This window comes from Ruegeria sp. CDSC079 (genome assembly GCF_059610505.1).
Genome location: NZ_JBXWNT010000005.1, coordinates 294,595 through 317,213, shown reverse-complemented (window position 1 = coordinate 317,213; position 22,619 = coordinate 294,595). Strand labels below are relative to the sequence as shown.

Annotated in this window: 27 protein-coding genes; 19 read left to right on the top strand and 8 right to left on the bottom strand. The window is 58.9% G+C overall.

What is annotated here, in order from left to right:
* Nucleotides 1-36: 36 nt before the first annotated feature.
* The 7 genes from AC2FIC_RS11815 (at nucleotide 37) to AC2FIC_RS11785 (ending at nucleotide 6,550) form a co-directional block, all read left to right on the top strand.
* Nucleotides 37-1,743 carry an acyl-CoA dehydrogenase gene (locus tag AC2FIC_RS11815; protein ID WP_271948509.1) on the top strand — a complete coding sequence of 569 codons (1,707 nt, stop codon included), beginning with the start codon at nucleotides 37-39 and terminating at the stop codon, nucleotides 1,741-1,743.
* Nucleotides 1,743-2,789, top strand: coding sequence for an MBL fold metallo-hydrolase (locus AC2FIC_RS11810; protein ID WP_496691826.1), 1,047 nt, complete (start codon nucleotides 1,743-1,745; stop codon nucleotides 2,787-2,789). Before AC2FIC_RS11815 ends, AC2FIC_RS11810 begins: the two co-directional genes overlap by 1 nt.
* A gap of 5 nt (nucleotides 2,790-2,794) precedes the next feature.
* Nucleotides 2,795-3,244: a DUF6173 family protein gene (locus tag AC2FIC_RS11805; RefSeq protein WP_496691825.1), complete on the top strand. Its 450-nt coding sequence runs from the start codon at nucleotides 2,795-2,797 to the stop codon at nucleotides 3,242-3,244.
* 36 nt (nucleotides 3,245-3,280) lie between these two features.
* Entirely contained in the window at nucleotides 3,281-5,146 is a 1,866-nt protein-coding gene (locus AC2FIC_RS11800) for a glycerophosphodiester phosphodiesterase family protein (protein ID WP_496870172.1), read from the top strand.
* A complete protein-coding gene (locus AC2FIC_RS11795; protein ID WP_496870171.1) occupies nucleotides 5,133-5,693 on the top strand; it encodes a hypothetical protein in 561 nt (186 codons plus the stop codon). Before AC2FIC_RS11800 ends, AC2FIC_RS11795 begins: the two co-directional genes overlap by 14 nt.
* Before the next feature lie 68 nt (nucleotides 5,694-5,761).
* The gene (locus tag AC2FIC_RS11790) at nucleotides 5,762-5,896 is read left to right on the top strand and encodes an aa3-type cytochrome c oxidase subunit IV (RefSeq protein ID WP_142635378.1); all 135 of its coding nucleotides are present in this window, start codon (nucleotides 5,762-5,764) and stop codon (nucleotides 5,894-5,896) included.
* 21 nt (nucleotides 5,897-5,917) lie between these two features.
* On the top strand, nucleotides 5,918-6,550 hold the full coding sequence (locus tag AC2FIC_RS11785; protein WP_271948503.1) for a hypothetical protein: 633 nt from the start codon (nucleotides 5,918-5,920) through the stop codon (nucleotides 6,548-6,550).
* On the opposite strand, the gene AC2FIC_RS11780 is transcribed toward AC2FIC_RS11785, so the two are convergent.
* Both AC2FIC_RS11780 and AC2FIC_RS11775 read right to left on the bottom strand, forming a co-directional pair.
* Nucleotides 6,539-6,871: an AzlD domain-containing protein gene (locus AC2FIC_RS11780; protein WP_496700955.1), complete on the bottom strand. Its 333-nt coding sequence runs from the start codon at nucleotides 6,869-6,871 to the stop codon at nucleotides 6,539-6,541. The genes AC2FIC_RS11785 and AC2FIC_RS11780 overlap by 12 nt on opposite strands.
* Nucleotides 6,868-7,578 carry an AzlC family ABC transporter permease gene (locus tag AC2FIC_RS11775; RefSeq protein WP_282021650.1) on the bottom strand — a complete coding sequence of 237 codons (711 nt, stop codon included), beginning with the start codon at nucleotides 7,576-7,578 and terminating at the stop codon, nucleotides 6,868-6,870. The genes AC2FIC_RS11780 and AC2FIC_RS11775 overlap by 4 nt, the downstream gene beginning before the upstream one ends.
* A 49-nt stretch (nucleotides 7,579-7,627) precedes the next feature.
* On the opposite strand from AC2FIC_RS11775, the gene AC2FIC_RS11770 reads away from it, so the two are divergent.
* From AC2FIC_RS11770 to AC2FIC_RS11750, 5 genes are read left to right on the top strand one after another with little or no spacing between them, the layout of a single operon-like run.
* Entirely contained in the window at nucleotides 7,628-8,515 is an 888-nt protein-coding gene (locus AC2FIC_RS11770) for a formate dehydrogenase accessory sulfurtransferase FdhD (protein WP_496676784.1), read from the top strand.
* A complete protein-coding gene (locus AC2FIC_RS11765; protein ID WP_496676638.1) occupies nucleotides 8,512-9,048 on the top strand; it encodes a hypothetical protein in 537 nt (178 codons plus the stop codon). The genes AC2FIC_RS11770 and AC2FIC_RS11765 overlap by 4 nt, the downstream gene beginning before the upstream one ends.
* Nucleotides 9,045-9,689 (top strand): molybdenum cofactor guanylyltransferase MobA, encoded by a 645-nt coding sequence (gene mobA / locus AC2FIC_RS11760; protein ID WP_496689033.1) that lies wholly within the window; start codon nucleotides 9,045-9,047, stop codon nucleotides 9,687-9,689. The genes AC2FIC_RS11765 and mobA overlap by 4 nt, the downstream gene beginning before the upstream one ends.
* Entirely contained in the window at nucleotides 9,686-10,177 is a 492-nt protein-coding gene (gene mobB, locus AC2FIC_RS11755; protein WP_142635390.1) for a molybdopterin-guanine dinucleotide biosynthesis protein B, read from the top strand. The genes mobA and mobB overlap by 4 nt, the downstream gene beginning before the upstream one ends.
* Nucleotides 10,174-11,439 carry a molybdenum cofactor synthesis domain-containing protein gene (locus AC2FIC_RS11750; protein WP_496691821.1) on the top strand — a complete coding sequence of 422 codons (1,266 nt, stop codon included), beginning with the start codon at nucleotides 10,174-10,176 and terminating at the stop codon, nucleotides 11,437-11,439. Before mobB ends, AC2FIC_RS11750 begins: the two co-directional genes overlap by 4 nt.
* Here the strand turns inward: AC2FIC_RS11750 and AC2FIC_RS11745 are convergent.
* From AC2FIC_RS11745 to AC2FIC_RS11735, 3 genes are all read right to left on the bottom strand, one after another.
* Nucleotides 11,436-12,428 (bottom strand): hypothetical protein, encoded by a 993-nt coding sequence (locus tag AC2FIC_RS11745; protein WP_142635394.1) that lies wholly within the window; start codon nucleotides 12,426-12,428, stop codon nucleotides 11,436-11,438. The two genes, AC2FIC_RS11750 and AC2FIC_RS11745, sit on opposite strands and share 4 nt — an antisense overlap.
* Before the next feature lie 17 nt (nucleotides 12,429-12,445).
* Nucleotides 12,446-12,916, bottom strand: coding sequence for a transcription elongation factor GreA (gene greA, locus AC2FIC_RS11740; RefSeq protein WP_142635396.1), 471 nt, complete (start codon nucleotides 12,914-12,916; stop codon nucleotides 12,446-12,448).
* A gap of 238 nt (nucleotides 12,917-13,154) precedes the next feature.
* Nucleotides 13,155-13,535, bottom strand: coding sequence for a VOC family protein (locus AC2FIC_RS11735; protein WP_142635398.1), 381 nt, complete (start codon nucleotides 13,533-13,535; stop codon nucleotides 13,155-13,157).
* Nucleotides 13,536-13,621: 86 nt separating this feature from the next.
* Between AC2FIC_RS11735 and soxR the strand changes: the two genes are divergently transcribed.
* From soxR to AC2FIC_RS11715, 4 genes are all read left to right on the top strand, one after another.
* Nucleotides 13,622-14,077, top strand: coding sequence for a redox-sensitive transcriptional activator SoxR (gene soxR, locus AC2FIC_RS11730; RefSeq protein WP_142635400.1), 456 nt, complete (start codon nucleotides 13,622-13,624; stop codon nucleotides 14,075-14,077).
* A 136-nt stretch (nucleotides 14,078-14,213) separates the two neighbouring features.
* Nucleotides 14,214-15,860: an electron transfer flavoprotein-ubiquinone oxidoreductase gene (locus AC2FIC_RS11725; RefSeq protein ID WP_496691820.1), complete on the top strand. Its 1,647-nt coding sequence runs from the start codon at nucleotides 14,214-14,216 to the stop codon at nucleotides 15,858-15,860.
* 7 nt (nucleotides 15,861-15,867) lie between these two features.
* Nucleotides 15,868-17,676, top strand: a complete 1,809-nt coding sequence (locus tag AC2FIC_RS11720; protein WP_416383915.1) for a tetratricopeptide repeat protein — start codon at nucleotides 15,868-15,870, stop codon at nucleotides 17,674-17,676.
* A complete protein-coding gene (locus tag AC2FIC_RS11715; protein WP_496691819.1) occupies nucleotides 17,666-18,487 on the top strand; it encodes a 4-(cytidine 5'-diphospho)-2-C-methyl-D-erythritol kinase in 822 nt (273 codons plus the stop codon). Before AC2FIC_RS11720 ends, AC2FIC_RS11715 begins: the two co-directional genes overlap by 11 nt.
* On the opposite strand, the gene AC2FIC_RS11710 is transcribed toward AC2FIC_RS11715, so the two are convergent.
* On the bottom strand, nucleotides 18,480-19,478 hold the full coding sequence (locus tag AC2FIC_RS11710; RefSeq protein ID WP_496691818.1) for a polyprenyl synthetase family protein: 999 nt from the start codon (nucleotides 19,476-19,478) through the stop codon (nucleotides 18,480-18,482). The genes AC2FIC_RS11715 and AC2FIC_RS11710 overlap by 8 nt on opposite strands.
* Before the next feature lie 56 nt (nucleotides 19,479-19,534).
* On the opposite strand from AC2FIC_RS11710, the gene AC2FIC_RS11705 reads away from it, so the two are divergent.
* From AC2FIC_RS11705 to AC2FIC_RS11695, 3 genes are all read left to right on the top strand, one after another.
* Nucleotides 19,535-19,750, top strand: a complete 216-nt coding sequence (locus AC2FIC_RS11705; protein ID WP_496676622.1) for a putative signal transducing protein — start codon at nucleotides 19,535-19,537, stop codon at nucleotides 19,748-19,750.
* Entirely contained in the window at nucleotides 19,747-20,520 is a 774-nt protein-coding gene (locus tag AC2FIC_RS11700; RefSeq protein WP_496691817.1) for a tRNA1(Val) (adenine(37)-N6)-methyltransferase, read from the top strand. The genes AC2FIC_RS11705 and AC2FIC_RS11700 overlap by 4 nt, the downstream gene beginning before the upstream one ends.
* 121 nt (nucleotides 20,521-20,641) lie before the next feature.
* Complete coding sequence (locus tag AC2FIC_RS11695) at nucleotides 20,642-20,806, top strand: YdcH family protein (protein WP_142635414.1); 165 nt, start codon at nucleotides 20,642-20,644, stop codon at nucleotides 20,804-20,806.
* Here the strand turns inward: AC2FIC_RS11695 and yddG are convergent.
* Together yddG and AC2FIC_RS11685 are read right to left on the bottom strand one after the other, a co-directional pair.
* The gene (gene yddG, locus AC2FIC_RS11690) at nucleotides 20,803-21,669 is read right to left on the bottom strand and encodes an aromatic amino acid exporter YddG (protein ID WP_496691816.1); all 867 of its coding nucleotides are present in this window, start codon (nucleotides 21,667-21,669) and stop codon (nucleotides 20,803-20,805) included. The genes AC2FIC_RS11695 and yddG overlap by 4 nt on opposite strands.
* On the bottom strand, nucleotides 21,666-22,613 hold the full coding sequence (locus tag AC2FIC_RS11685) for a transcriptional regulator GcvA (RefSeq protein WP_142635418.1): 948 nt from the start codon (nucleotides 22,611-22,613) through the stop codon (nucleotides 21,666-21,668). The genes yddG and AC2FIC_RS11685 overlap by 4 nt, the downstream gene beginning before the upstream one ends.
* Nucleotides 22,614-22,619: the final 6 nt, after the last annotated feature.

The following is a 22,619-nucleotide window of genomic DNA, read 5'->3' as shown; positions in this document are numbered from 1 at the left end:
GTCGCGGACCGTTTAAGACAGCCCCGAGGTAATATTATGCCCTATCGCGCACCAGTTGCAGATTACGAATTTCTGTTCCGTCATGCGGTTGATTTTGATCGTATTGCAGCGACCGACAAGTTCGCGGAAGCAAGCGAAGACGTCGTAAGCGCGATCCTGACCGAGGCTGGAAAACTCTGCGAAGAGGTTATGGCGCCGCTTCAGCGAAACGGAGACCTAGAGCCCGCGCGTCTGGAAAACGGCGTGTTGCGTACCTCGCCAGGATTTAGCGACGGTTGGAACGCTATTGCGGAGGGGGGCTGGATCGGCATGAGCGCCGATCCCGAGTATGGCGGTATGGGGCTGCCGATGACCTTGACCACTGCCGTCAACGAGATGATGTCTGCGGCCTGCCTGTCACTGCAACTGGCGCCGCTCATGACGCAGGGCCAGATCGAAGCACTGGAGCACCACGCAAGTGATGAGCTGAAGAACCTGTACCTGCCCAAAATGATCGCTGGTGAATGGTCGGGCACGATGAACCTGACCGAGCCACAGGCCGGATCGGATGTGGGTGCGCTGACGTCGAAGGCAGAACCGAATGGAGATGGCACCTATTCGGTGTCTGGTCAGAAGATCTTCATTTCCTGGGGTGACAACGATTTTGCTGAAAACGTGTGCCATCTGGTATTGGCACGCCTGCCCGATGCAGTTCCCGGAACCAAGGGAATATCGCTGTTTCTGGTGCCCAAATACTTGCCGGACGAGAATGGCAATCCGGGTGTGGCAAATGACCTGAAAGTGGTTTCGCTCGAGCACAAGATGGGCCTGCATGGTTCGCCAACTTGCGTGATGCAGTATGATGGCGCCAAAGGTTGGCTTGTGGGTAAGGAACATGGCGGAATGGCTGCGATGTTCACCATGATGAACAACGCGCGACTGGGCGTCGGCGGACAAGGTATCGGTGCCGCCGAAGGCGCCTATCAGCAGGCCCTAGAATATGCGCTTGAGCGGAAGCAAGGCAAGACACCTTCGGGCACAATCCTCGATCACGCCGATGTACGCCGGATGCTAATGAGTATGCGTGCGGATACTTTTGCTGCGCGCGCGATCATGCTTGCAAACGCAGCCGCGATTGATATGGCCAATGCAACAGGCGACGCGGACTGGGTTTCGCGCGCGGCCTTGTTGACGCCGATAAACAAGGCCTTCGGTACCGAAACCGGTATGCGGGTTTCGGAAGAAGGCGTGCAGGTCCATGGCGGCATGGGCTTTATCGAGGAGACCGGCGCGGCACAGTTCTATCGCGACGTCCGTGTGACCGCGATTTACGAGGGCACCAACGGCATTCAGGCCATGGACCTTGTCGCACGCAAGATGATGGATGGCGGTGAAGCGGCGTCCCGTTTGCTGGACGAAATCGAGGATCACGCCGAACGTGCGCGTGGGTCGATGCCGGAACTGGCGGGTCCTGTCTGGGAGGCCACGGAAAGCCTGCGTGAAACGACCGAGTGGCTGATATCGCAGTCCGACATGAACACGCGATTTGCCGGCGCCGTGCCCTATCTGAAGGCATTCGCCCGCGTTCTGGGCGGTCACTATCACCTCAAGGCGGCCCTGGCCGAGCCAAACGGCACCCGTTTCAAGCTGGCACGCTTTTATATCAATGCGTTGTTGCCTGAGTTTTCGGGGCTTTTGGTTCAGGCGCAGAACGGTGCAGATGACGTCTTTGCTCTCAGCGCCGAGGAAATGGTAGCTGCCTGATGGACGGTGATACACATTTGACGATCCGCTATCCTTGGCCCGAGGCTCCGGCCCTGGGCGAGGCCGTTGAAATTGCCGAAGGCGTGCTTTGGATTCGGTTGCCGCTGCCTATGGCGCTGGATCACGTCAATATCTATGCGCTGGATGATGGCGACGGATGGACGGTGATCGACACTGGCATGTCCTCGAACAAGACGCGCCGTATTTGGGCGGACCTGATGGCGGGACCGCTGGGAGGCAAACCCGTGACGCGCGTGGTGGTGACACATCACCATCCCGATCACGTTGGCAATGCTGGTTGGTTTCAATCTGAACACGGGGCCGAGCTGGTCACGTCGCGTACCGCATGGCTGTTTGCACGGATGCTGACGCTGGATGTGCAGGAAAACTGGCCGCAGGAAACGCTGGATTACTACCGAAGCGCCGGGATGGATGCCGATTTCCTTGCCAAAAGGATGACAGAACGGCCCTTCAATTTCTGCGACACGGTCTATCCGATGCCGCTGGGCTTTACCCGGATCAAACAGGGCAGCGTCATTCGTATGGGTGGGCGCGACTGGGATGTTCATATGGGCAATGGCCACGCTCCCGAACATGCAACTTTTTGGAGCCGTGACGATAATCTGGTGATCACGGGCGACCAGGTTCTCAGCTCGATCAGCCCCAATCTGGGCGTCTATGTTACCGAGCCCATGGCGGATCCCGTGGCGGAGTGGATGGAAGCCTGCGAGCGCCTGCAAGACCTGGCGCGCCCGGATCATATGGCGCTGGGCGGGCACAAACTGCCCTTTACCGGCCTGCCGGTCAGGATGAGGCAGTTGATCGACAACCACCACAGCGCGCTGGACCGTCTGCAGAATTATCTGGACCAGCCCAAAACCGCTGCTGAGTGCTTTGTGCCCTTGTTCAAACGCCAGATCGGTGAAGGAGAGTATGGGCTTGCTCTGGTCGAAGCAGTTGCACATCTGAACCATCTCTACCACATTGGTGCTGTTACCCGAACGCGGCGCGCGGACGGGGCGTGGGAGTTTCAGCGCAAGGGGTAGAAGGCATGGACAAGATCGAAACGTCAGCCGAGGCAGCGGAATCAGCAGCATTGCCCCGATGTTACGAGGTGCATGCCAACCCGGATACGAAATCCGGCGCCAAGGACCTGCCCGGCCAGTTGCAAAAGCCCGTAGCCACAAAAAGTTCGGCGCAATGGGCCTATGAACGGTTGATCCTGTATATCCAGAATTTCGAGAATACGCTGGATGCGGATCATGAGGTCGCCATGGGATTTACTGGCGGTGATGCCGGGGTAATGCGGATCGAAGGGATGGGCTATTTCGACCCTGATATCATCACTTTTTATGGCGCAGATGGGTCCGGGGCGCGAACCCAGCTCGTGCAGCATGTCAGCCAGTTGAATGTAATGCTGCGAGCGCTGCCCAAGTCGGTCGAGGATAAGCCCGCCAATCGCATCGGATTCCGACTGGCGGCTGATCTGGAAGAAAACTGATAGCCTGACTTGCAATTCACGTCTGCGCAGCCTTGAATGAATCAATCATTTGGGGGGCGCAACGTGGCCACTTTCTCTGCCGTTACAAATGCATACAAGGGCGCGTGGGCACGCCGCCGGGTCTTTGTGCCGATCTATGTCGCCGTGCGCCTGTTGCTGATTGCGCTGATTGCGCCGGGCGTGGCGATTGCGGTGAACCTAGCAGTTTCGCTCTCCAGCCAGACCGCCCTGACGGATCAGGATATTGCCGCGTTCATCCTGTCTCCGCTGGGGTTTGCGGTCGCAATCGCAATGCTCAGCCTGTTCCTGCTGGCCGAGGTCTTTGTCTTCTCGGTCATGGCCGGGTCGCTGAGGATGGGCGAAAGCGATCCGTGGCGCGCGGGGAGCGCGGCGATCAAGTTGATCCTGTCGCGCCTGCCTGCGCTGTTTGGATTTGCTGCACGCCTGGTTCTGCGGATCATCCTGTTGATCCTGCCTTTCGCCGCTATCGCTGCTCTGATCGCCTGGTGGACGCTGACCGAGTATGACATCAACTATTACCTGACCTTCCATCCGCCGTCTTTCTGGATCGCCGTTGCGCTGATCGGAGCTGTGGTGCTGGTCATGGCATGGGTGCTGATCCGCAAGCTGTCCGCATGGGCGCTGGGACTGCATCTGGTTCTGTTCGAAAACCTGCCACCGGCTGATGCTTTCCAGGTCAGCGCGGATCGGATGGAGGGCAAGCGCGGGCGGCTCAAGATCGCACTGGTGTTTTGGCTGGGGCTGAGGGCAGTTCTTGCCGCGCTGATCGCTTGGGGCGCGGGATCATTATTCGCGTTGGTGCCCCTGCAGGGGGCAGAGCATCTGCGGCTGGCGCTAGTCTACAGCCTTCTGGTCGCCGGGCTCTGGTCGTTGGCTGGGCTGGTTTTGGCAGCCACCGCGCTGGGAGCACTGGCGGTTTTGCTGGACGGTTTTTTCGAGATCCGGACCTCTGAACCACCACATCCCGCGCCAGGCAGTTTGCGCATTGGTCTGCTGAGTGCTGTTGGCATTGCGGCGGTGGCGGTATTGGTCGGGCTCTGGTTTGGTCAATCCCTGCTGGAACGCGTTCAGGCCCCTGACAGGGCCGAGGTGATCGGCCACCGTGGTGCCGCTGCTTTGCGGCCGGAAAACACCATGGCCTCGGTTCTGAAGGCGATTGAGGACGGGGCGGACTGGGTTGAAATCGACGTGCAGGAAACGGCGGATGATGAGATAATCGTCGCCCATGATAGCGATTTCATGAAGCTGGCCGGGGTGAACCTGAAGGTCTGGGATGCCACGATGGAAGACGTGGCCGAGATCGATATCGGCAGTTGGTATGGCCCGGAATACGCAGATGAACGCACGCCAACACTGCGCGACGTACTGGCTGCGGCCAAAGACAGGGCCAAGGTGATCATCGAGTTGAAATATTACGGTCATGACGTCGATCTGGAAAACCGCGTGGTAGCCTTGGTCGAGGAATTCGGCATGCAGGATGACATCGCTACCATGTCGCTGAAATACCCCGCCGTGCAAAAGATGAAGGCACTGCGCCCTGAATGGCGCGCGGGGGTTTTGGCGGCAACCGCTGTGGGCGATCTGTCGGGTCTCGAAGGGGATTTTGTGGCTGTCAACGCCGCCATGGCCACGCCGGGGCTGGTACGTTCGGTGCAGGCCGCGGGCAAGGATATCTATGTCTGGACGGTGAATGACCCGTTGCAAATGTCGGCCATGGCCTCGATGGGGGTGGATGGGCTGATCACGGACCGACCGGCAATGGCCAAAGAAGTCTTGCGTATCCGCGCTGAAATGGGGCCGGCTGAACGTCTGATGCTGTGGCTGGCAACGGTGCTCGGCATGGCCGTTGATACCGATGCGATGCGCGATGAAAGCCCGTAATCTGGCCGTTTCTCTGGCGCTGATCGCGGCGCCAGTCGGCGCGCAGGACTTTATGCGCAGTCTTGAGATGCCCGCCCATCGCGCGCTGATCGCACAGCGGAGCGCTGCGGAATTGACACCGTTTGAAACGGATGGCTGCTCGGGCGGGTTGTCAGCCAGCTGGCGCTTTGTGGCCGACACATTTCCCAGCTTTCAAGCCCTGTTCGAGGCGCATCCCCCATGGGAGAGTTGCTGTGTCAGCCATGATCGGGCCTATCACCACGCGGGCGGAGGCCTGCGCCCCGAAGACAGTTATGACGCGCGCCTGTCAGCCGATGACAGCCTGAGAGCCTGCGTGCGGCAACACGGGGATGAGAACGCCGAAATTTACGCCGAACGCTATGACATGACTTCGGATCAGATACGATCCGCCCATGCCATAACCGCCGAGGCCATGTATGGCGCGGTGCGATTGGGCGGGGCGCCTTGTTCGGGCCTGCCCTGGCGGTGGGGGTACGGATATCGCGGGTGTTCGGTCTTTGATTCCGTGTCACCTGCGCCCGAATGACGTGGTGACAGGCCCGGGATTTTCGATTATCCAACGTATCAAACACGCGAATTAGGATTCTGAAAATCATGGCTGAACATAAGCACGGCGAAATGGACATCACCGTTCAAACCAAAACCTTCAACGGTTTCGTAAAAGCGACCACATGGTGCGTGGTGGCGATTGCTTTCCTTTGCCTGTTTCTGGCGGTTTTCGCCGCTTAATCCCGGGCGAGGCTGACCGCCGTGATCAGATTTGTGATTGCCTGCCTGCTGGCAGCAACAGTGGCTGGCTGTGCCGGTTCGCAGCGTCCGCAGGCCGATCAGACCGAAGTTGTGGCCCGTTCCTATCGTGATCCGGGGCCATCAACACTGACGCTCTATACCATGATCAGCACCCGGACCGGTTCGGGTGCGCATACCTCGCTGATGATAAGCGGCAGCGAGAGGGTGATCTTTGACCCCGCAGGCTCGTTTCGCGCCGATGTAGTGCCGATCCGAAACGATGTTCTGTATGGCATCACGCCGAATGTCGAACGCGCTTATCGCAGCAGCCACGCGCGCGAAACGCATTATGCGCGTATCCAGACGATTCAGGTGACCCCACAGCAGGCCGAAATTGCCCTGCAACTGGCCAAGCAGATGGGCCCTGTATCCGAAGCGTTTTGCGCCAACTCAACCTCGCAGCTATTGCAGCAGGTGCCGGGTTTCGAGCAGATCAATACGACCTTCTACCCGGTCAAGCTGTCCGATCAGTTCGGTGAACTCCCCGGCGTCGTGACCACCGAATACCGCGAGAATGACGATGCTGACCTGCAGGCCGGTTTGGCCTCGAACAATGCGCGCCTGAACCAGTTGGAAGCGGCCTCAACCCAATAGGTACAGCAAGCCATAGAGCGTGCCCGCCCCGGCAAAGATGGCAATGACCACGTTTTTTGTGATGACACCAACCGCCAAAGCAACCGCTGCTGCGGCCATGCGCGGCACGTCGGGCTGACCACCCGTCGCGGTTGGCCAGACCACCAGCGGCGCAATCAGGGCCGGGACGATGGCAACGGCGGTATAGCGCAGGTGGCGTAACAACCAGGGTGGCATCGGGCGGTCTCCGACGATGCCGATAAAGGTAAAGCGTAGGGCAAAGCTGCCAATCGCCAAGCCAACGATAATGCTCCACATGGTCACCGGATCAATCTGTGTCATGACCTATTCCGCTCTAACATCAATTCGGCCTGCGCCCCTGCGATCATCCCGGCGGTCCCGGCGATCAGCAGGCCCAGGTTGAACGGCACGCCTACGGTCAACAGAGCAACGGTTATGGCGACTAAGGCGGCGATGACATGGGCAAGCGTCCTCATCATCGGCCCGATCATTGCCAGGAATGTGATCGGAAGTGCAAAATCCAGCGCCCAGCTTTCTGGAATCTGTGCGCCCAAAACTGCGCCCAGATAAGTTGCCAAAATCCAAAGCGGCGTGATCGGCGTGACCGAGCCAAAGAAATAGGCCATGCGCTGCGGCACGGTCATATCGGGCTCTTTTTCGAACTGAACAATGGAGCAGGCATAGGACTGATCGACCGTCAGATAAGCGGCGCAGGCCCGCTGCCACAGGGGGGCCGCCCCAAGATAAGGTGTCAGTGAGGCCGAATACATTGCCACGCGTAGGTTAACCGCCAGGGCCGATGCCAGAACGATCAGGCTGGGTGTGTTGTCCTGCAACAGCTGCAGGGCGGTGAACTGGGCCGCCCCGGCAAAGACAGCCGCCGAAAAGGCGATTGTCTGGACAATATCCAGCCCAGCCTCGGTCGCAAATACGCCGAAAAGTGTGCCGAACGGAATTGCCACAAAGATAAACGGCGCTCCATCACGAAAACCCTTCCAGAAGTATGACTTGGATGTGGTGTAAGCCATGGCAAATTCCTATGGTATCGCCAACAGCAGTAGCGATCTTGGGAAAGGGTTGCAATTGGCCACGAAACCGGATGCCACCGACTACATCATCGCCCCTGATCCTGGCGCGGTCCGCTTGACCCGTGCGGTCGAAGGCATCGACCAGAATGGCGCGGTCAGCCGGATCTCGGTTGTCGAGGAACGCCCCCTGACAATTTTCCTCAACGCGCAGGAAATCGTGACTGCAATGACAATCGGCGATTACCCTGAATATCTGGCGCTGGGGTTCCTGCGCAATCAGGGGATGCTGTTGGCCGATGATGACATTACCGGCGTGGATTACGATGACGATCTGGAAACCGTGGTGGTGCGCACCGCGCGCGAGACTTCATATGAGGACAAGCTGAAGAAAAAGACCCGAACCAGCGGCTGCGCGGTCGGCACTGTGTTTGGTGACATGATGGAAGGGCTGGAGGATGTGCGCCTGCCGCAGGTTCAGGTCCGCACCTCATGGCTGTATGATCTGGCAGCCAAGATCAACCGAACCCCTTCATTGTATCTTGAGGCTGGTGCAATTCACGGCACGGTCCTGTGTCGGGAAAACCGACCGTTGGTCTACATGGAGGACGTGGGACGTCACAACGCGGTCGACAAGATCGCCGGCTGGATGCTGTCCGAAAATGTGGGGGCCGAGGACAAGATCCTCTACACTACAGGCCGTCTGACCTCGGAAATGGTCATCAAGACTGCAATGATGGGCATCCCGGTTCTGGCGTCACGATCAGGCTTCACCGCCTGGGGTGTCGAAATCGCGCGTGAGGTTGGCCTGACCCTGATCGGCCGCATGCGGGGGCAGCGGTTCGTGTGTCTTGCGGGCGAGGACCGGTTGGTGCGCGACGTCGACCCGTCGACAGTGGCGGTCGAAGATAAAAAGCATAGACGGAAGAGTGCGGAATGATTTTGGAAGTCTTTGGTTTATTTATTTTATTCGTCGCGACATTGGGCTTGCTGCCATTGATGGTCTATGTGTTCTGGCTCCTTGAGCGGTCGAAACGCGCGATCATTGAGGGTATGGCGCAATTGGACGTCAACCTGCGTAACCGTCTGGGGTGGGCGCCAGAGGAATACATCAGCATTTGGAACATCGCCGCCCCCTTTCGGCTTGGTTGGCAGGCATGGGGGGAGTTGTCTCAAAAACAAGCACTCGTGCTTCAGCGGGTTTTGATGCACGGTCTGCCTGAGTTTGCCGGGATACCAGATGAGGTCAGAAAGGCGGTGCGCACGTATCGGTGCTGTTTTGGTCTTATCTTTGCTGTTGGGGCGGTCTTAGTGTTTTTGCCAGCCCACTATAGCCTGAGTTACAAGGCGGCCGAATTGACGGGGTGGCCTGCAATTATTTGGTTTACAGCATTCGGATTGGCCGTCTGTCCATTGCTTTTCCTGCCCACCCAGAAATTCAGGAAATGGCCCGCGCTTGAGGAGATCAAATGACCCGCCCTCTCGGCATCATCCTCGCAGGAGGCCTTGCCACTCGGATGGGTGGTGGCGACAAAGGCTTGCTGACAGTCGGTGGGCAGAGCCTGCTGTCTCATGTCATTGACCGGTTTGGCCCGCAGGTGGTCGGTCTGGCGCTGAATGCCAATGGTGATCCCGAACGGTTCGCCGAACTGAACCTACCTGTTCTGCCCGACACGATTGAAGGTTTCGCAGGGCCTCTGGCGGGTGTGCTGGCCGGGCTCGATTGGGCAGCAGAACAGGGCGCCGACAGCATCGTCACCGCCGCTGCCGACACGCCGTTTTTTCCGCGCGATCTTGTGGCGCGCCTAACGGATGCTGCTCAAGGGCAAACCCATCCGTTGGTGCTGGCGACTACGCCTCGAACCGGGGATGAAGCACTGAAATCCGGCGGCGGCAAACGGGTCAACCGGCATCCGACATTTGGCCTCTGGCCTGTCGCGTTGCGAGATGATTTGCGGGACGCCTTGAATGACGGGCTACGCAAGGTTGTGCTGTGGACCGATAAACATGATGGGCGTGAGGCGTTGTTTCCGGCGGAGCCGTTTGATCCCTTCTTCAATGTCAACACGCCCGACGATCTGGCGCGGGCGCAAAAGCTGCTGGAGCAGGCATGAAGGTCTATGGCGTCACCGGCTGGAAAAACGCGGGCAAGACCGGCCTGATGGAGCGTTTGGTGGCCGAGATCACCGCGCGCGGCTTTTCGGTTTCGACCGTCAAACATGCCCATCACGCCGCCGATGTCGACCAGCCCGGCACGGACAGTTTCCGCCATCGAGAAGCCGGTGCGTCCGAGGTGCTGTTGGCGTCCGGCAAGCGCATTGCGATGATGCAGGAACTGCGCGGCGCACCCGAGCCGCCTCTCTCTGATCTGCTGGCACGCTTGGCTCCGGTTGATCTTGTGCTGATCGAGGGGTTCAAACGCGAAGCCCACCCCAAGGTCGAGGCGTATCGGGTGGCCGCAGGAAATCCGTTGATTGCGGCCGAGAACGAAACTGTGCGCGCGGTTGCCAGTGACACAGAGCTGAACTTCGACCGTCCGGTTTTTGATCTGGACGACACCGCAGCCATCGCAGGGTTCATTCTGCAAGAGGTAGGATTATGAGCAAACCGGACATTGCCCCACCGCCCTTGCGCAACGATTGTTTTGCCTTGCCTGCGGGCGTGAGCTGGACGCCGGTTGACGAAGCGTTGGCCCTGCTGCGCGACCGCCTTTCGGTCGTGATGGGGGCTGAAACCGTTCCGTTGACACAAGCCGCAGGTCGGATTTTGGCCGCCGATGTATATGCCCAACGTTCGAACCCGCCGCAGGCAAATACGGCGGTAGATGGCTATGGCTTTGCCGGTCCGGTTCCGGATGGGCCGCAGGTGATGCCGCTGCAAGACGGGCGTGCGGCGGCTGGTGTTCCCTTTGATGGTCAGCTTGCGCCCGGCCACGCCATACGGATTCTGACTGGTGCGGCCCTGCCCGATGGGGTGGACACCGTTATTCTGGAAGAGGACGTGACAGTTCAGGATGGGTATATCGCCTTTCGCGGCCCCCTGAAACAGGGTGCCAATACCCGCAATGCGGGCGAAGATGTGGTTGGAGGTGAACTGGCTTTGCCCGCTGGACGCCGGTTGACACCTGCCGATCTGGCCCTTCTCTCCGCGACGGGTGCTGGTGATCTGCTGGTTCGCAAAGCTCTGCGGGTAGCCGTCCTGTCAACGGGGGATGAGCTAGTCGAGGCCGGTGAGGTTGCTGAGCCAGGGCAAATCTACGATGCCAATCGCCCAATGTTGGTGGCTCTGATCCAGCGGATGGGATTCCAGCCACTGGATATGGGCCGCGTTGCCGATGATCATGAAACCCTGCGCGAGCGGCTGAACGAAGCTGCGAAAGAGGCGGATGTTGTTCTGACTAGCGGCGGCGCGTCGGCAGGGGACGAAGATCATGTCTCCGCTCTGTTGCGGCAGGCCGGAGCGATGCAGGAATGGCGTATTGCCCTGAAACCGGGGCGACCTCTGGCTTTGGGGATTTGGGATGGAGTGCCGGTTTTCGGACTGCCCGGCAATCCAGTAGCGGCATTGGTCTGCACCCTAATCTTTGCCCGCCCGGCGCTGGGCCTGATGGCTGGCGAGGGCTGGCGGGACCCGCGGGGGTTCGATCTGCCTGCCGCCTTTGATAAGCGCAAGAAACCCGGGCGGCGGGAATATCTGCGGGCCCGTATCCGAGACGGAAAAGCCGAAGTTTTCAACTCGGAAGGGTCCGGGCGGATCAGCGGGCTAAGCTGGGCCGAAGGGCTGGTCGAGATCGAAGACGGCGCGCGCCACATCCAACCGGGTGATCTTGTCCGGTTCATCCCCTATGGAAGTTTCGGAATCTAGTCGAAGGTTCCGGCCACACGCCCCAGCAACATGAAGGCCCGCGCGGTTCTTGTATCACCCAAAGCGGTCAGCTCTGCATCGCTGGCACGGGGTTCAAACTCGATGATCATGTGATCGAACCGGCGTAGAAAGTGATGGGCGGCGTCCCGGAAAATGGGATCCTGCTTCATCCGGGCCGAAGTCAGCGCCAGCGAGGAGCGGTCGCGAATGCCGCCCAAGGCCGCGACAGCCCGTCCGCGCCCACCCTGCGCAAATTGCCGCCAGATCTCGGGGCGGGCCATGTCAGGGCGCAGGTCATCCATATAGATGCCCTCTTGGCTAAGCAGAGTCAGCACGTCCTGAGAGGCCTGTACAAGCTTGGCTGTCTTGCGGTCCTTGAGCGCCAGCCGTAGGGCATCAAAGCCTTCGGTATCTTCCTGTGTTTCCGGAAAATTCAGCGCACGGATAAAGATGTCGGTGCCAAGCGGGGGCACGATATCCCCAGCTTGTGTACCCAGTTCCAGCGAAGTCTGATCGCCGTTCCCCACGGCTGTCGGTTGCTGTGCGGGTTCCCTGCGCTTGGTTGAAAACGTGGCCAGCGCGCTTTCGGCTTTCTTGGCCGTTTCCGCGATCTGATCCAGCTTTTTGGATACGGCTGGCTCATAGGTGCTGGAAGATCGCTGTTGCTGAGCGATATATGCGTTTCGGATGGCGTCAATCGAGGTTTGTAGTCGTGCGCTTTCCTCGCGCATGATCCGGCTGGCGCGCATGGCCATTGCTGCGACCCAGATCATCGCCACCGGCATAAAGACCGCCAGCAAGGTCACGACAAAGCCTCCGCCGTCGACCTCGTCGGGCAGCACCAGAAAAACAACCGAGACGATCAGCCAGATCACGCTGAGGGCGACGGCTGCAATTTCGATCTCGGTTATCGAAGGCTTGGTTGGCCTATCATATATGCCCAGTGAGGTTGGCCGATTGGCTTCCTGCTCTGGCGTGGGCTCGGACATTGGGAACGCTCCGGGGCTCAGGCGTAGGTGATGCTCAGGACTTCATAAGAACGTACGCCGCCAGGTGTGCGTACCTCGACACTGTCGCCTTCGTCCTTTCCAATCAGGGCGCGGGCAATAGGGGATTTGATGTTCAGCAGGCCGGCTTCGATATTGGCCTCATATTCCCCTACAATCTGCCAGGTCTTTTCCTCGTCAGTGTCTTCGTCAACAAGCGTGACCTTGGCGCCAAATTTGATAGCACCGGACAGTTTGGCAGGGTCGATCACATCGGTCAGTGAAAGGATGCCTTCCAACTCTTTGATGCGACCTTCGATAAAACCCTGCTTTTCCCGGGCCGAATGATATTCGGCGTTTTCTTTCAGGTCACCCAGTTCCCTGGCCGAGGCGATGGCTTCGATAATAGCTGGCCGCTCGACGGATTTTAGGTTCTTGAGTTCGGCCTGAAGCGCAGCATTGCCCGCAGGCGTCATGGGAATTTTTTCCATATTCTTGTCGTCCACGCTGAAATTGTAACGCCCCGCCGCATGGAACCAGCGTCGGGGCGATTTGATGGGTTGGCAAATACCTGACCCAAATGATGCGTGAAATGCAAGAGGTCAAAGAAGACAGCAAGCTGGATTTGCGACTTAACGCCGTTGAATTGGGCGCCGTGGGCACCTGTTACGCTGTCCAAACAGCTGACCGCGCTGCCATTTCCAGGTGGTTGAGGCCATCAAGAGTGTTTCAAGCATATTGCACCACCTCAAACTCGATGCCGTTCTCATCATCGAAATAGAACCGCCTGCCGGGCTCGTAATCTGCATGCGACTTGGGGGTGAAACCTGCTTTGACCACCTTGTCTTCGGTTGCGTCGATGTCTTCGACCAGAACGCCGACATGATTCAGCCCCCCGATGATGTCATAGCTGCTTTCACCCGAGGGTTTGGGATCGCTGGGTGCATAAAGCGCCAGGTAGGTATGTGCGCTACCGACATGCACGGTATAGCCACCCGCGATTGCAGGGCCTTCCCAGCGGGTTTTCCAACCGAAGACGTCCTGCATCCATTTGGCTGAAGCCTGCGGGTCGCGGACGGTGAAATTGGTGTGTTCAAGTGTCGCCATCATGGGATCTCCTATTCAATTTGAGGCTTGTCCCGACTCACCGTAATTTCTAAACCTAACTTTAGGTCAAGGAATTTTTTGAGGGCGAGATGGCGATTTCAGAGGGGCTGGCAATAGGCGCTTTGGCCCAGCGCACAGGGCTGGCGGTTTCAGCGATCCGATATTACGAGGCGCAGGGTCTGATCGCCCCATGGCGCAATGCGGGTGGGCAGCGGCGATATCAGCGCGCCGACATAAGACGGTTGAGTTTTGTGATGATAGCGCAGCAATTCGGATTAACCCTGCCCGAAATCCGAGAAGTCCTGTCCGGCTTGCCCGGAAATCGTACACCAACGCCGCAGGATTGGAAAAACATCAGCAAGGATCTGCGGTCGCATCTGGATCAGCGAATCGATACGTTGATGCGCCTGCGTGACAATCTGGACGGATGCATTGGCTGTGGGTGCCTTAGTTTGCCCAAATGTGCTCTTTACAATCCTGATGACCGTGCCAAATCCAAGGGAAGTGGCCCCAGATACCTGATGGGTGACACTCCGGACACGTGATCTGCCGCATAGCGGCATAGTTACGCCGTGTTTCGATTGACCTGTGGCTTTCCCAGCATGTAATCAGCCGTGAAACAAAATTGCGCCGACCGTGCGTTAGATGCGCCAATTCGGAAAGTTAGCGAAGGAGCCCGCAATGGCCGAGATTGAACGCGAAGCGATGGAATATGACGTGGTGATCGTGGGCGCTGGCCCCGCAGGACTGTCGGCGGCCATCCGTCTGAAACAGCTGGATGCCGATCTGAACGTCGTCGTTCTGGAAAAGGGCTCAGAGGTGGGTGCGCATATCTTGTCAGGTGCGGTGCTGGACCCGTGCGGCCTGGATGCGCTGATACCGGACTGGAAGGAAAAAGGTGCGCCGCTGAACACGCCGGTTACCGAAGATAACTTCTATATGCTGGGTGAGGCCGGAAAAATCCGCATTCCGAACTTCCCGATGCCGCCGCTGATGAACAACCACGGCAACTATATCGTGTCGATGGGCAATGTCTGCCGCTGGATGGCTGAACAGGCCGAAGAGCTGGGCGTGGAAATCTTCCCCGGCATGGCCTGTTCCGAGCTGGTCTATGGCGACAATGGCGAAGTCAAAGGCGTTGTTGCCGGTGTCTTCGGCCTTGAGGCCGATGGCTCCTACGGCCCGAACACCGAGCCGGGCATGGAGCTGCACGGCAAATATGTCTTCTTGTCCGAAGGTGTGCGCGGGTCGCTGTCCAAGGAAGTGATCGCGAAATACGATCTGCAAGCCGGAAAAGAAGTCCAGAAATACGGCGTCGGCATGAAAGAGATCTGGGAGATCGACCCGGCCAAGCACAAGGAAGGCACCGTCACCCATACGATGGGCTGGCCCCTGGGCAGCAACGCGGGCGGCGGGTCGTTCATCTATCACCTGGAAAACAATCAGGTCTATGTCGGGTTTGTGGTTCACCTGAATTACAAGAACCCGCACCTGTACCCCTATATGGAATTCCAGCGCTTTAAGCATCATCCGATGGTGGCCGAGCTGCTGAAAGGCGGCAAGCGCGTGGCTTATGGCGCTCGTGCTATTACTGAGGGTGGATATCAATCGATGCCCAAGCTGGTCGCGCCAGGCGTGGCGCTGCTGGGCTGTTCGGCGGGCATGGTCAATGTGCCGCGCATCAAGGGCAACCACAACGCGATGCTGTCTGGCAAAGCTGCGGCCGAGGCGGCATTTGATGCCATCAAAGCCGAGCGTTCGGGCGATGAATTGACTGTCTATGAAGCAGATGTTCGCGAAGGTGCCATCGGCAAAGACCTCAAGAAAGTGCGCAACGTCAAACCGATGTGGTCAAAATGGGGTCTGATGCCCTCGCTGGCGCTGGGCGGTTTGGACATGTGGACAAACACTCTAGGCTTTTCGCTGTTTGGCACTCTGGGCCACGGCACGAACGACGCGGAATCGACTGAAGAAGCCAGTAAACATAAACCGATCGACTATCCAAAGCCGGATGGCACGCTGTCCTTCGACCGCCTGACCAACGTCTCGTTCGCGATGACGAACCACGAGGAAAGTCAGCCTTGCCATCTAAAACTGTCGGACCCGGCGATTCCGGTCAGTGTCAATCTGCCCGAATTCGACGAACCGGCGCAGCGCTATTGCCCGGCGGGCGTGTATGAGATGGTCGAGGATGAAAATGGTCCGCGATTCGTGATCAACTTTCAGAACTGCGTTCACTGCAAGACCTGCGACATCAAAGATCCCAGCCAGAATATCACCTGGACCACGCCACAGGGAGGGGATGGTCCGAACTATCCCAATATGTAAGCGAAAAATGGGCAATGGCGGCGTCGTGAAGGCTCTGCCATTGCCTCTTTCTGGTCAAAGCCCTAGCTTATTGCGCAACCGACAATCGCAAGGCAGGAATTTGGTGACTTTTCTCATTCGTCGCACAGCGCTAGCTGTGCTGTTTACCACGTCATTCGCCATTCCGGCTTATGCCGACACTGGGTTCGGTGCGTATCTTGCCGGGCGTCAGGCGATTTTTCAGGACGACTATACGGCGGCTGAGAAATACTTTGCGCAAGCATTGCGCGCAGATCCTCAAAACGACCGGTTGCTGGAGAATGTCGTCGTTGCGCGCTTGTCGTTGGGCGAGGTTAAGCGCGCTTTGCCGATTGCCCAAACCATCGAAGAGTTGGGCCTGCCCAACCAGCCCGCGAAAATGGCGATTGCCGCTAATCTGGTGGCTGAAGGCAAGCTGGATGAACTGCTGGCCCGCGACCCCGAAACGCAAGGCGTCGGGCCGCTGGTTGACGGGTTAATATTGGGCTGGGCCCATATGGGCCAGGGCGCGATGACCAGCGCGCTGGAGCAGTTTGACCAAGTTGCAGCGCAGGAAGGTCTGCGCGAGTTCGCGCTTTACCACAAAGCTTTGGCACTGGCCTCAGTCGGAGACTTTGAAGGCGCCGAGGCAGTCTTTGCGGCCGATAACGGTGTTGTGGCGCGATTTACCCGCCGCGCAGCGCTGGCACGGACCGAGGTTCTATCGCAGCTGGACCGCAATGAGGATGCGCTGCAGTTTCTGGATGACGTGTTCGAGTCGGGCTCTGATCCCTCGATTGAAGGGTACGAAGCGCGTCTGAGCGCTGGCGAAACGCTGCCCTTTACTCATGTCCGCACATCGCAGGACGGTATCGCAGAAGTGTTCTTTTCCGTGGGAGCCGCGCTCAGCAGTGAGGCGGCTGAGAATTACGTCCTGCTTTATGCGCAGGTCGCAGCCTTTCTGCGCCCGGATCACGTGGACGCAATCTTGTTGAGTGCCGAACTTTTGGACGAGTTGGAGCAATACGATCTTGCCGTCGAGGCCTATCGCAAAGTGCCCGCGAGCAGCAGTGACTATCACGCTGCTGAACTGGGCCGGGCCGAGGTGCTTGTCACGGCAGGCAAAACCGATGCGGCGGAAGAAGTCTTGCAGACCCTTGCGACGCAGAGACCGGATCTGCCAAGTGTTCACGTGGCGCTGGCTGATTTGCAAAGACGTGAAGAAAACTATGCTGCGGCTGTCGAAACCTATAGCACAGCGATTGAATTGATTGATGCTGATGGTGGCGGCAACTGGTTCCTGCACTACGCCCGTGGTATCTCGTACGAGCGACTAAAGCAGTGGGACAATGCTGAGGCCGATTTCCGCCGTGCGCTAGAACTTAACCCCGACCAACCGCAGGTCCTGAATTATCTGGGTTATTCGCTTGTAGAACGGCGCGAAAATCTGGACGAAGCGCTTGGCATGATCGAACGCGCCGTCGCCGCACGCCCTGGTAGCGGCTATATCGTCGACAGCTTGGGATGGGTTCTGTTTCGACTGGGCCGCTATGAAGAGGCGGTCGAGCATATGGAGCGTGCCGTCGAGTTGATGCCGGTAGACCCAGTGGTGAATGATCACCTGGGTGACGTTTACTGGGCCGTGGGCCGCGCACGCGAAGCCGAGTTCCAGTGGAAGCGGGCATTGTCTTTCATTGACCTCGAAGACGCCGATGGTGAGGCCGACCCCGAGCGTATTCGCCGCAAGATCGAGGTCGGGCTGGACGAGGTTCTGATCGAAGAAGGTGCCGCGCCGCTGAAGGTCGCCAATGAAGGCTAAGGCTTTCGCGCCCGCCAAGATCAACCTTACCTTGCACGTCACCGGCCAGCGCGTGGACGGCTATCACCTGTTGGATTCGCTCGTGGTGTTTGCCGATCTGGGCGATACGCTGCATTTCACCGCAGGTGAGGCGCTGTCGATCTCTGTCACCGGCGAACATGCGGCGGGTGTGCCAAGCGATAGTCGCAATCTGGTGTGGAAAGCCGCCGAGGCTGCAGGCTGGACTGGGCATATTGACCTGAACAAAGTGCTGCCGCATGGGGGCGGGATCGGCGGCGGTTCTTCCGATGCCGCCGCAACCTTGCGGATGATAGAAGATGAGGGTGGGCACGTCCCGCCAGAAACAGCACTGCGCCTGGGTGCGGATGTCCCTGCCTGCTTGGCAGCCAGATCAAGCCGTATGCGCGGGATCGGAGAGTGTCTGAACCCGGTCACCCTCCCACATCTACCAGCCTTGCTGGTCAACCCGGGTGTAGAGGTTCCAACGCCTGCGATATTCGCGGCTTTGGAATGCAGGGAAAACCCGCCCATGGCAGAGGATATCCCGGTATTTGAGGGGCCTCAGGATTGTGCCGAATGGCTGGGGAAACAGCGAAACGACCTGGAAGGTCCAACCACATTGCTGGCCCCCGAAGTCGCGCAGGTGCTGGATGCGCTGAGCGATACAAAAGCGGCGTTGTTGGCGCGCATGTCGGGGTCAGGATCGACCTGTTTCGCGCTGTATCCGACGATGAAAGCTGCCCATTTCGCCGCCTATGAGATTGGAGCAGCCCATCCCGACTGGTGGTGCCGTGCGGTTCAGCTTAACTAAGGCGCGCGACAACGAAGTCTGCCAAATCGCTCAGCAGGGTGCGGATCTCATGGTCGGGCAGGATGCCTAGCGACGCCTTAGCCTTGTTGGCCCAGCCAAGCGCATCTTTTCGCGTCGCCGCAAGCGTGCCGTATTTGCCCATAAGGCCAAGAGCGGTTTCGAGATCACCGCTTTCCTGACGACCCTTACCGATGGTGCGCTGCCAGAAGGCGCGTTCTTCGGGGGTGGCCTGCGCCACCGCCTTGATCACTGGCAGCGTCAGCTTACGCTCGCGAAAGTCGTCGCCGACATTCTTGCCGGTCGCTTTGCTGTCACCCTGATAATCCAGCAGGTCATCAGCGATCTGGAAGGCAATCCCCAGCGCATCGCCATAATCGAAGAGCGCCTTGACCTGGGCCTCTGACGCTTGGGCGATGACCCCGCCCACCTCGGTTGCGGCTGAGAACAAGGCTGCGGTCTTGCCGCGCACAACCTGAAGATAGATGGCCTCATCCGTGCCCAGATCGGATGCAGCAGTCATCTGTAGCACTTCGCCCTCGGCGATTGTTGCAGACGCATTGGCAAGGATGTCCAGAACCCTAAGAGACCCGGTCTCGACCATAAGCTGGAAGCTGCGTGAGAACAGGTAATCCCCAACCAGAACGCTGGATTTGTTGTCCCAAAGCAGATTCGCTGTTGGCCGTCCGCGCCTTTGTGCGCTTTCGTCGACAACATCGTCATGCAACAGGGTCGCGGTGTGGATGAACTCAACCGTTGCCGCCAGACGCAAATGATGGTCCCCGGCATAGTCGAACAGCCGCGCCGCGGCCAGTGTCAGCATCGGACGCAGGCGCTTGCCACCCGCTTCGACCAAATGTGCGGTGACTTCGGGAATGCGGGGCGCGTGTTCTGAGGCCATGCGCGTGCGTATCAGGTCATTGACCGCGTCCATTTCACCCGAAAGAATCTCGGCCAGCCGCTCATGCGGTTTTGAGACTGTGCTGATGTTCATCACACTCCTGATACAAGGCTCGACTTCCGCCTCACCTTGCCCTTACATCCATCCCCATGAAAGAACTTTTGCGCAGCACTGATCCGACGATCCTGGCCTTTGCATCCGCCCTACTTCAGGGCGAGGATATAGACTGCTTTCAGATGGACGTAAATATGAGCATCCTAGAAGGCGGCATCGGTATTTTCCCGCGTCGCCTTATGGTGCGGGCAGATGATTTGATCCGCGCTGAACGGGTGATGCGCGACAACGAGATCCCGCTGGGCCGATGACGCAATTCACTGACCCAGAGCTAAGTTTGAACGACTTTCTGAATGGGCGCGTTCGGCTTTGGCAGCCCCTGTCCGGCTATCGCGCCGGGGTCGATCCTGTCTTGCTGGCGGCAGCGGTACCGGCCAAGGCTGGGCAATCCGTGCTGGAGCTGGGATGTGGCGCTGGTGCCGCCATCTTGTGCCTGATGGCGCGCGTGCCGGGATTGAACGCCACGGGTGTTGAGCTGCAATCGCCCTATGCCGATCTGGCCACCCGCAACGCGGATCAGAATGCGCAGGCGCTGACAGTGGTGCAGGCCGATCTGAGCAAACTGCCAACTGAGCTGAAACAACAGCAGTTCGATCATGTGATTGCGAATCCGCCCTATTACTTGGCCGGTGCCCACAGCCCTGCGGCGGACTCGGGTCGCGGAATTGCCTTGGGCGAGGATACACCGTTGCGCGATTGGTTCGATTCCGCGGCAAAGCGCCTTGCACCGCGCGGCTATCTGCACATGATCCAAAAGGCCGATCGGTTACCAGACATGCTGTCAGCCTGTGCGGGGCGGCTTGGCTCAGTCGAGGTTCTGCCTCTGGCCGCGCGGGCAGGTCGGAAGGCTGAATTGGTGGTCCTTAGGGCCAGAAAAGGCGGTCGGTCTGCGTTTCAACTGCATGCCCCGCTGATTTTGCACAAGGGTGTGCGTCACGAAAAAGACGGCGAAAGCTATACCTCTCAGATATCGTCCGTTTTGCGCGACGGTGCTGCGCTGAACGGGTTTTCGGATCAATAGGCGCCAACCAGCCGAATTTGTCAGATTTATTATAGAATCTGTGCGTCTGCAGCGTGACAGGCTGGAAACGATGTGCTCAACTTCCTACGTTATTCAGAGACACCAATGAAGGAGTATCGCCATGAGCGTGAGCGCACATCTGACGGAACTGAAGAAGAAGCACGAAACTCTCGGTCTCGAAGTAGAACAAGCCCAGCGCGCGCCAGGCATCGACGATCTCCATATCGCTCAACTCAAGAAACAGAAGCTAAGGCTTAAGGAAGAGATAGAGCGACTTTCCAGTTAACTTTTAAGGCTGGCGCGCGCGGCTATGGCCGCGCCGCCGGTGACCAGGATGGCTGCGATTGCCAGACCCCAGGATGGGGCTGCGATCCCGGCAACCACCAAAACGACGGTAGACAACAGGGGCGCTGCATAAGAGGCGGTGCCAAGAATCTGAATGTCGCCTTGTTTGACCCCGATGTCCCAGACATAGAACGCCAGACCAACAGGCCCCAGCCCAAGTGCCGCGATCGAAGCCCAGCTAAAGGCCGTGCCCGGCCAAACAGTTTCTTCGATGGCTAGATGCAGACCACCCGAGGCGATGGCGGTAAAGATGCAGAACACAGCGACAGAGCTTGTGGGCGTATCCCCCAGACGGCGGGACAAAACGGAATAGCCCGACCATGTCAGAGCGCACAGCAGCGCCAGCCCGTAACCGGGCAGGTGGCTGGCCTGAAATCCTGCGCCACCACCCCCGGTGATGATCACAGCGGCCCCGGCAAAACCCAGACAGGCCCCGATCAGATGCCCAGCGCGCAGATTCTCGCCCGGCAGGAGGCCGGAGAACAGCACAATCAGCAGCGGCCAGAGATAGGCGATCAGCCCGGCCTCGGCCGCAGGGGCCATGCGCAGAGCCGAGAAATAGAGCGCGTGATAGCCAAACAACCCGATGGTGCCGAACAGATAGGTGGTCCAACGCACGGTCCGCAGCTGCCCCAGCCCGCCATTGGCCCAGGTCCAGATCAGCCCCAGCGTCCCCCCGATCGAGAAACAGATCGTATTCAGCAAAAGCGCAGGAACGGGGGCTGAGCCGACGGTGAACAGGGCCAGAAGGGACCAGAGTAAAACGGCGACAAAACCGATAGTAGTGGCGCGGTTCCGGGTCATGCGGCTGACAGGTCCTCGACTGGAATGATGTCGAACTCATCGGATATATGTGCGGTCTTTTCAATCTCGGCCAGAAACCAATCCCGAAACGCCGCAATCTGAGGGCGGTTCTCGGCCCCCGAGAGGCACAGGAAGCGAAAGCGCCCCTTTGTTTCGATGGCGGTCTTGAAAGGTGCGACCAGCGTGCCTTCGGTCAGATCTTTCAGGATCATGGCCCGGCGGCCAAGCGCGACGCCAACGCCCGCAACAGCCGCGTCAATTGCGTGATCGGCGTTCGAAAACTCGGCACCATGGGTCGGGGTATGTGCGATGCCCACGGCCCTGAACCAGGCGGGCCAATCACTGGGTGGGGTCAGAAAGCGGATCGAGGCGTCATGGATCAACGGTGCATCCCGCAGGCTTTCCGGCGTGGTGAACTGGCGGGCGAGCTCGGGCGTCATGACCGGCGTCAGCCATTCCCGGCGCACTGGCACGGAATACAGCCCCTTATCCGCACCTTCGCCAAATCGGATGGCCACATCCACATCATCCCGTTCAAGGTCGATGATGCGTAACGTGGCCGAGAATTTCAGATCTATTTCGGGATGTGCGCGGGCAAATTCGTATAGGCGGGGCGCCAGCCATTTGGCCGTCAGGGCAGGGCCCGCTGTGACGGTCAGGCTAGTGTCGTCACCCTGTCTGCTCACGGCGCGCCATGCGGCTTGTAACGTGGCAAATCCATCCGCGGCGCCCGGGGCCAGGGTGCGCCCAGCCTCTGTCAGCTCCACCGCGCGGTTCAGGCGGTGAAACAGAGGGCGGCCCAAATGCTCCTCAAGGGATTTGATCTGAAAGGACAGGGCCGCAGGCGTTACATGCAGCTCTGCCGCGGCTTTGGCAAAAGACATGTGCCGGGCGGCGGCATCAAAGGCACGCAAAGCGGTCAAGGGCGGCAGGTAGTCGCTCATAGTATA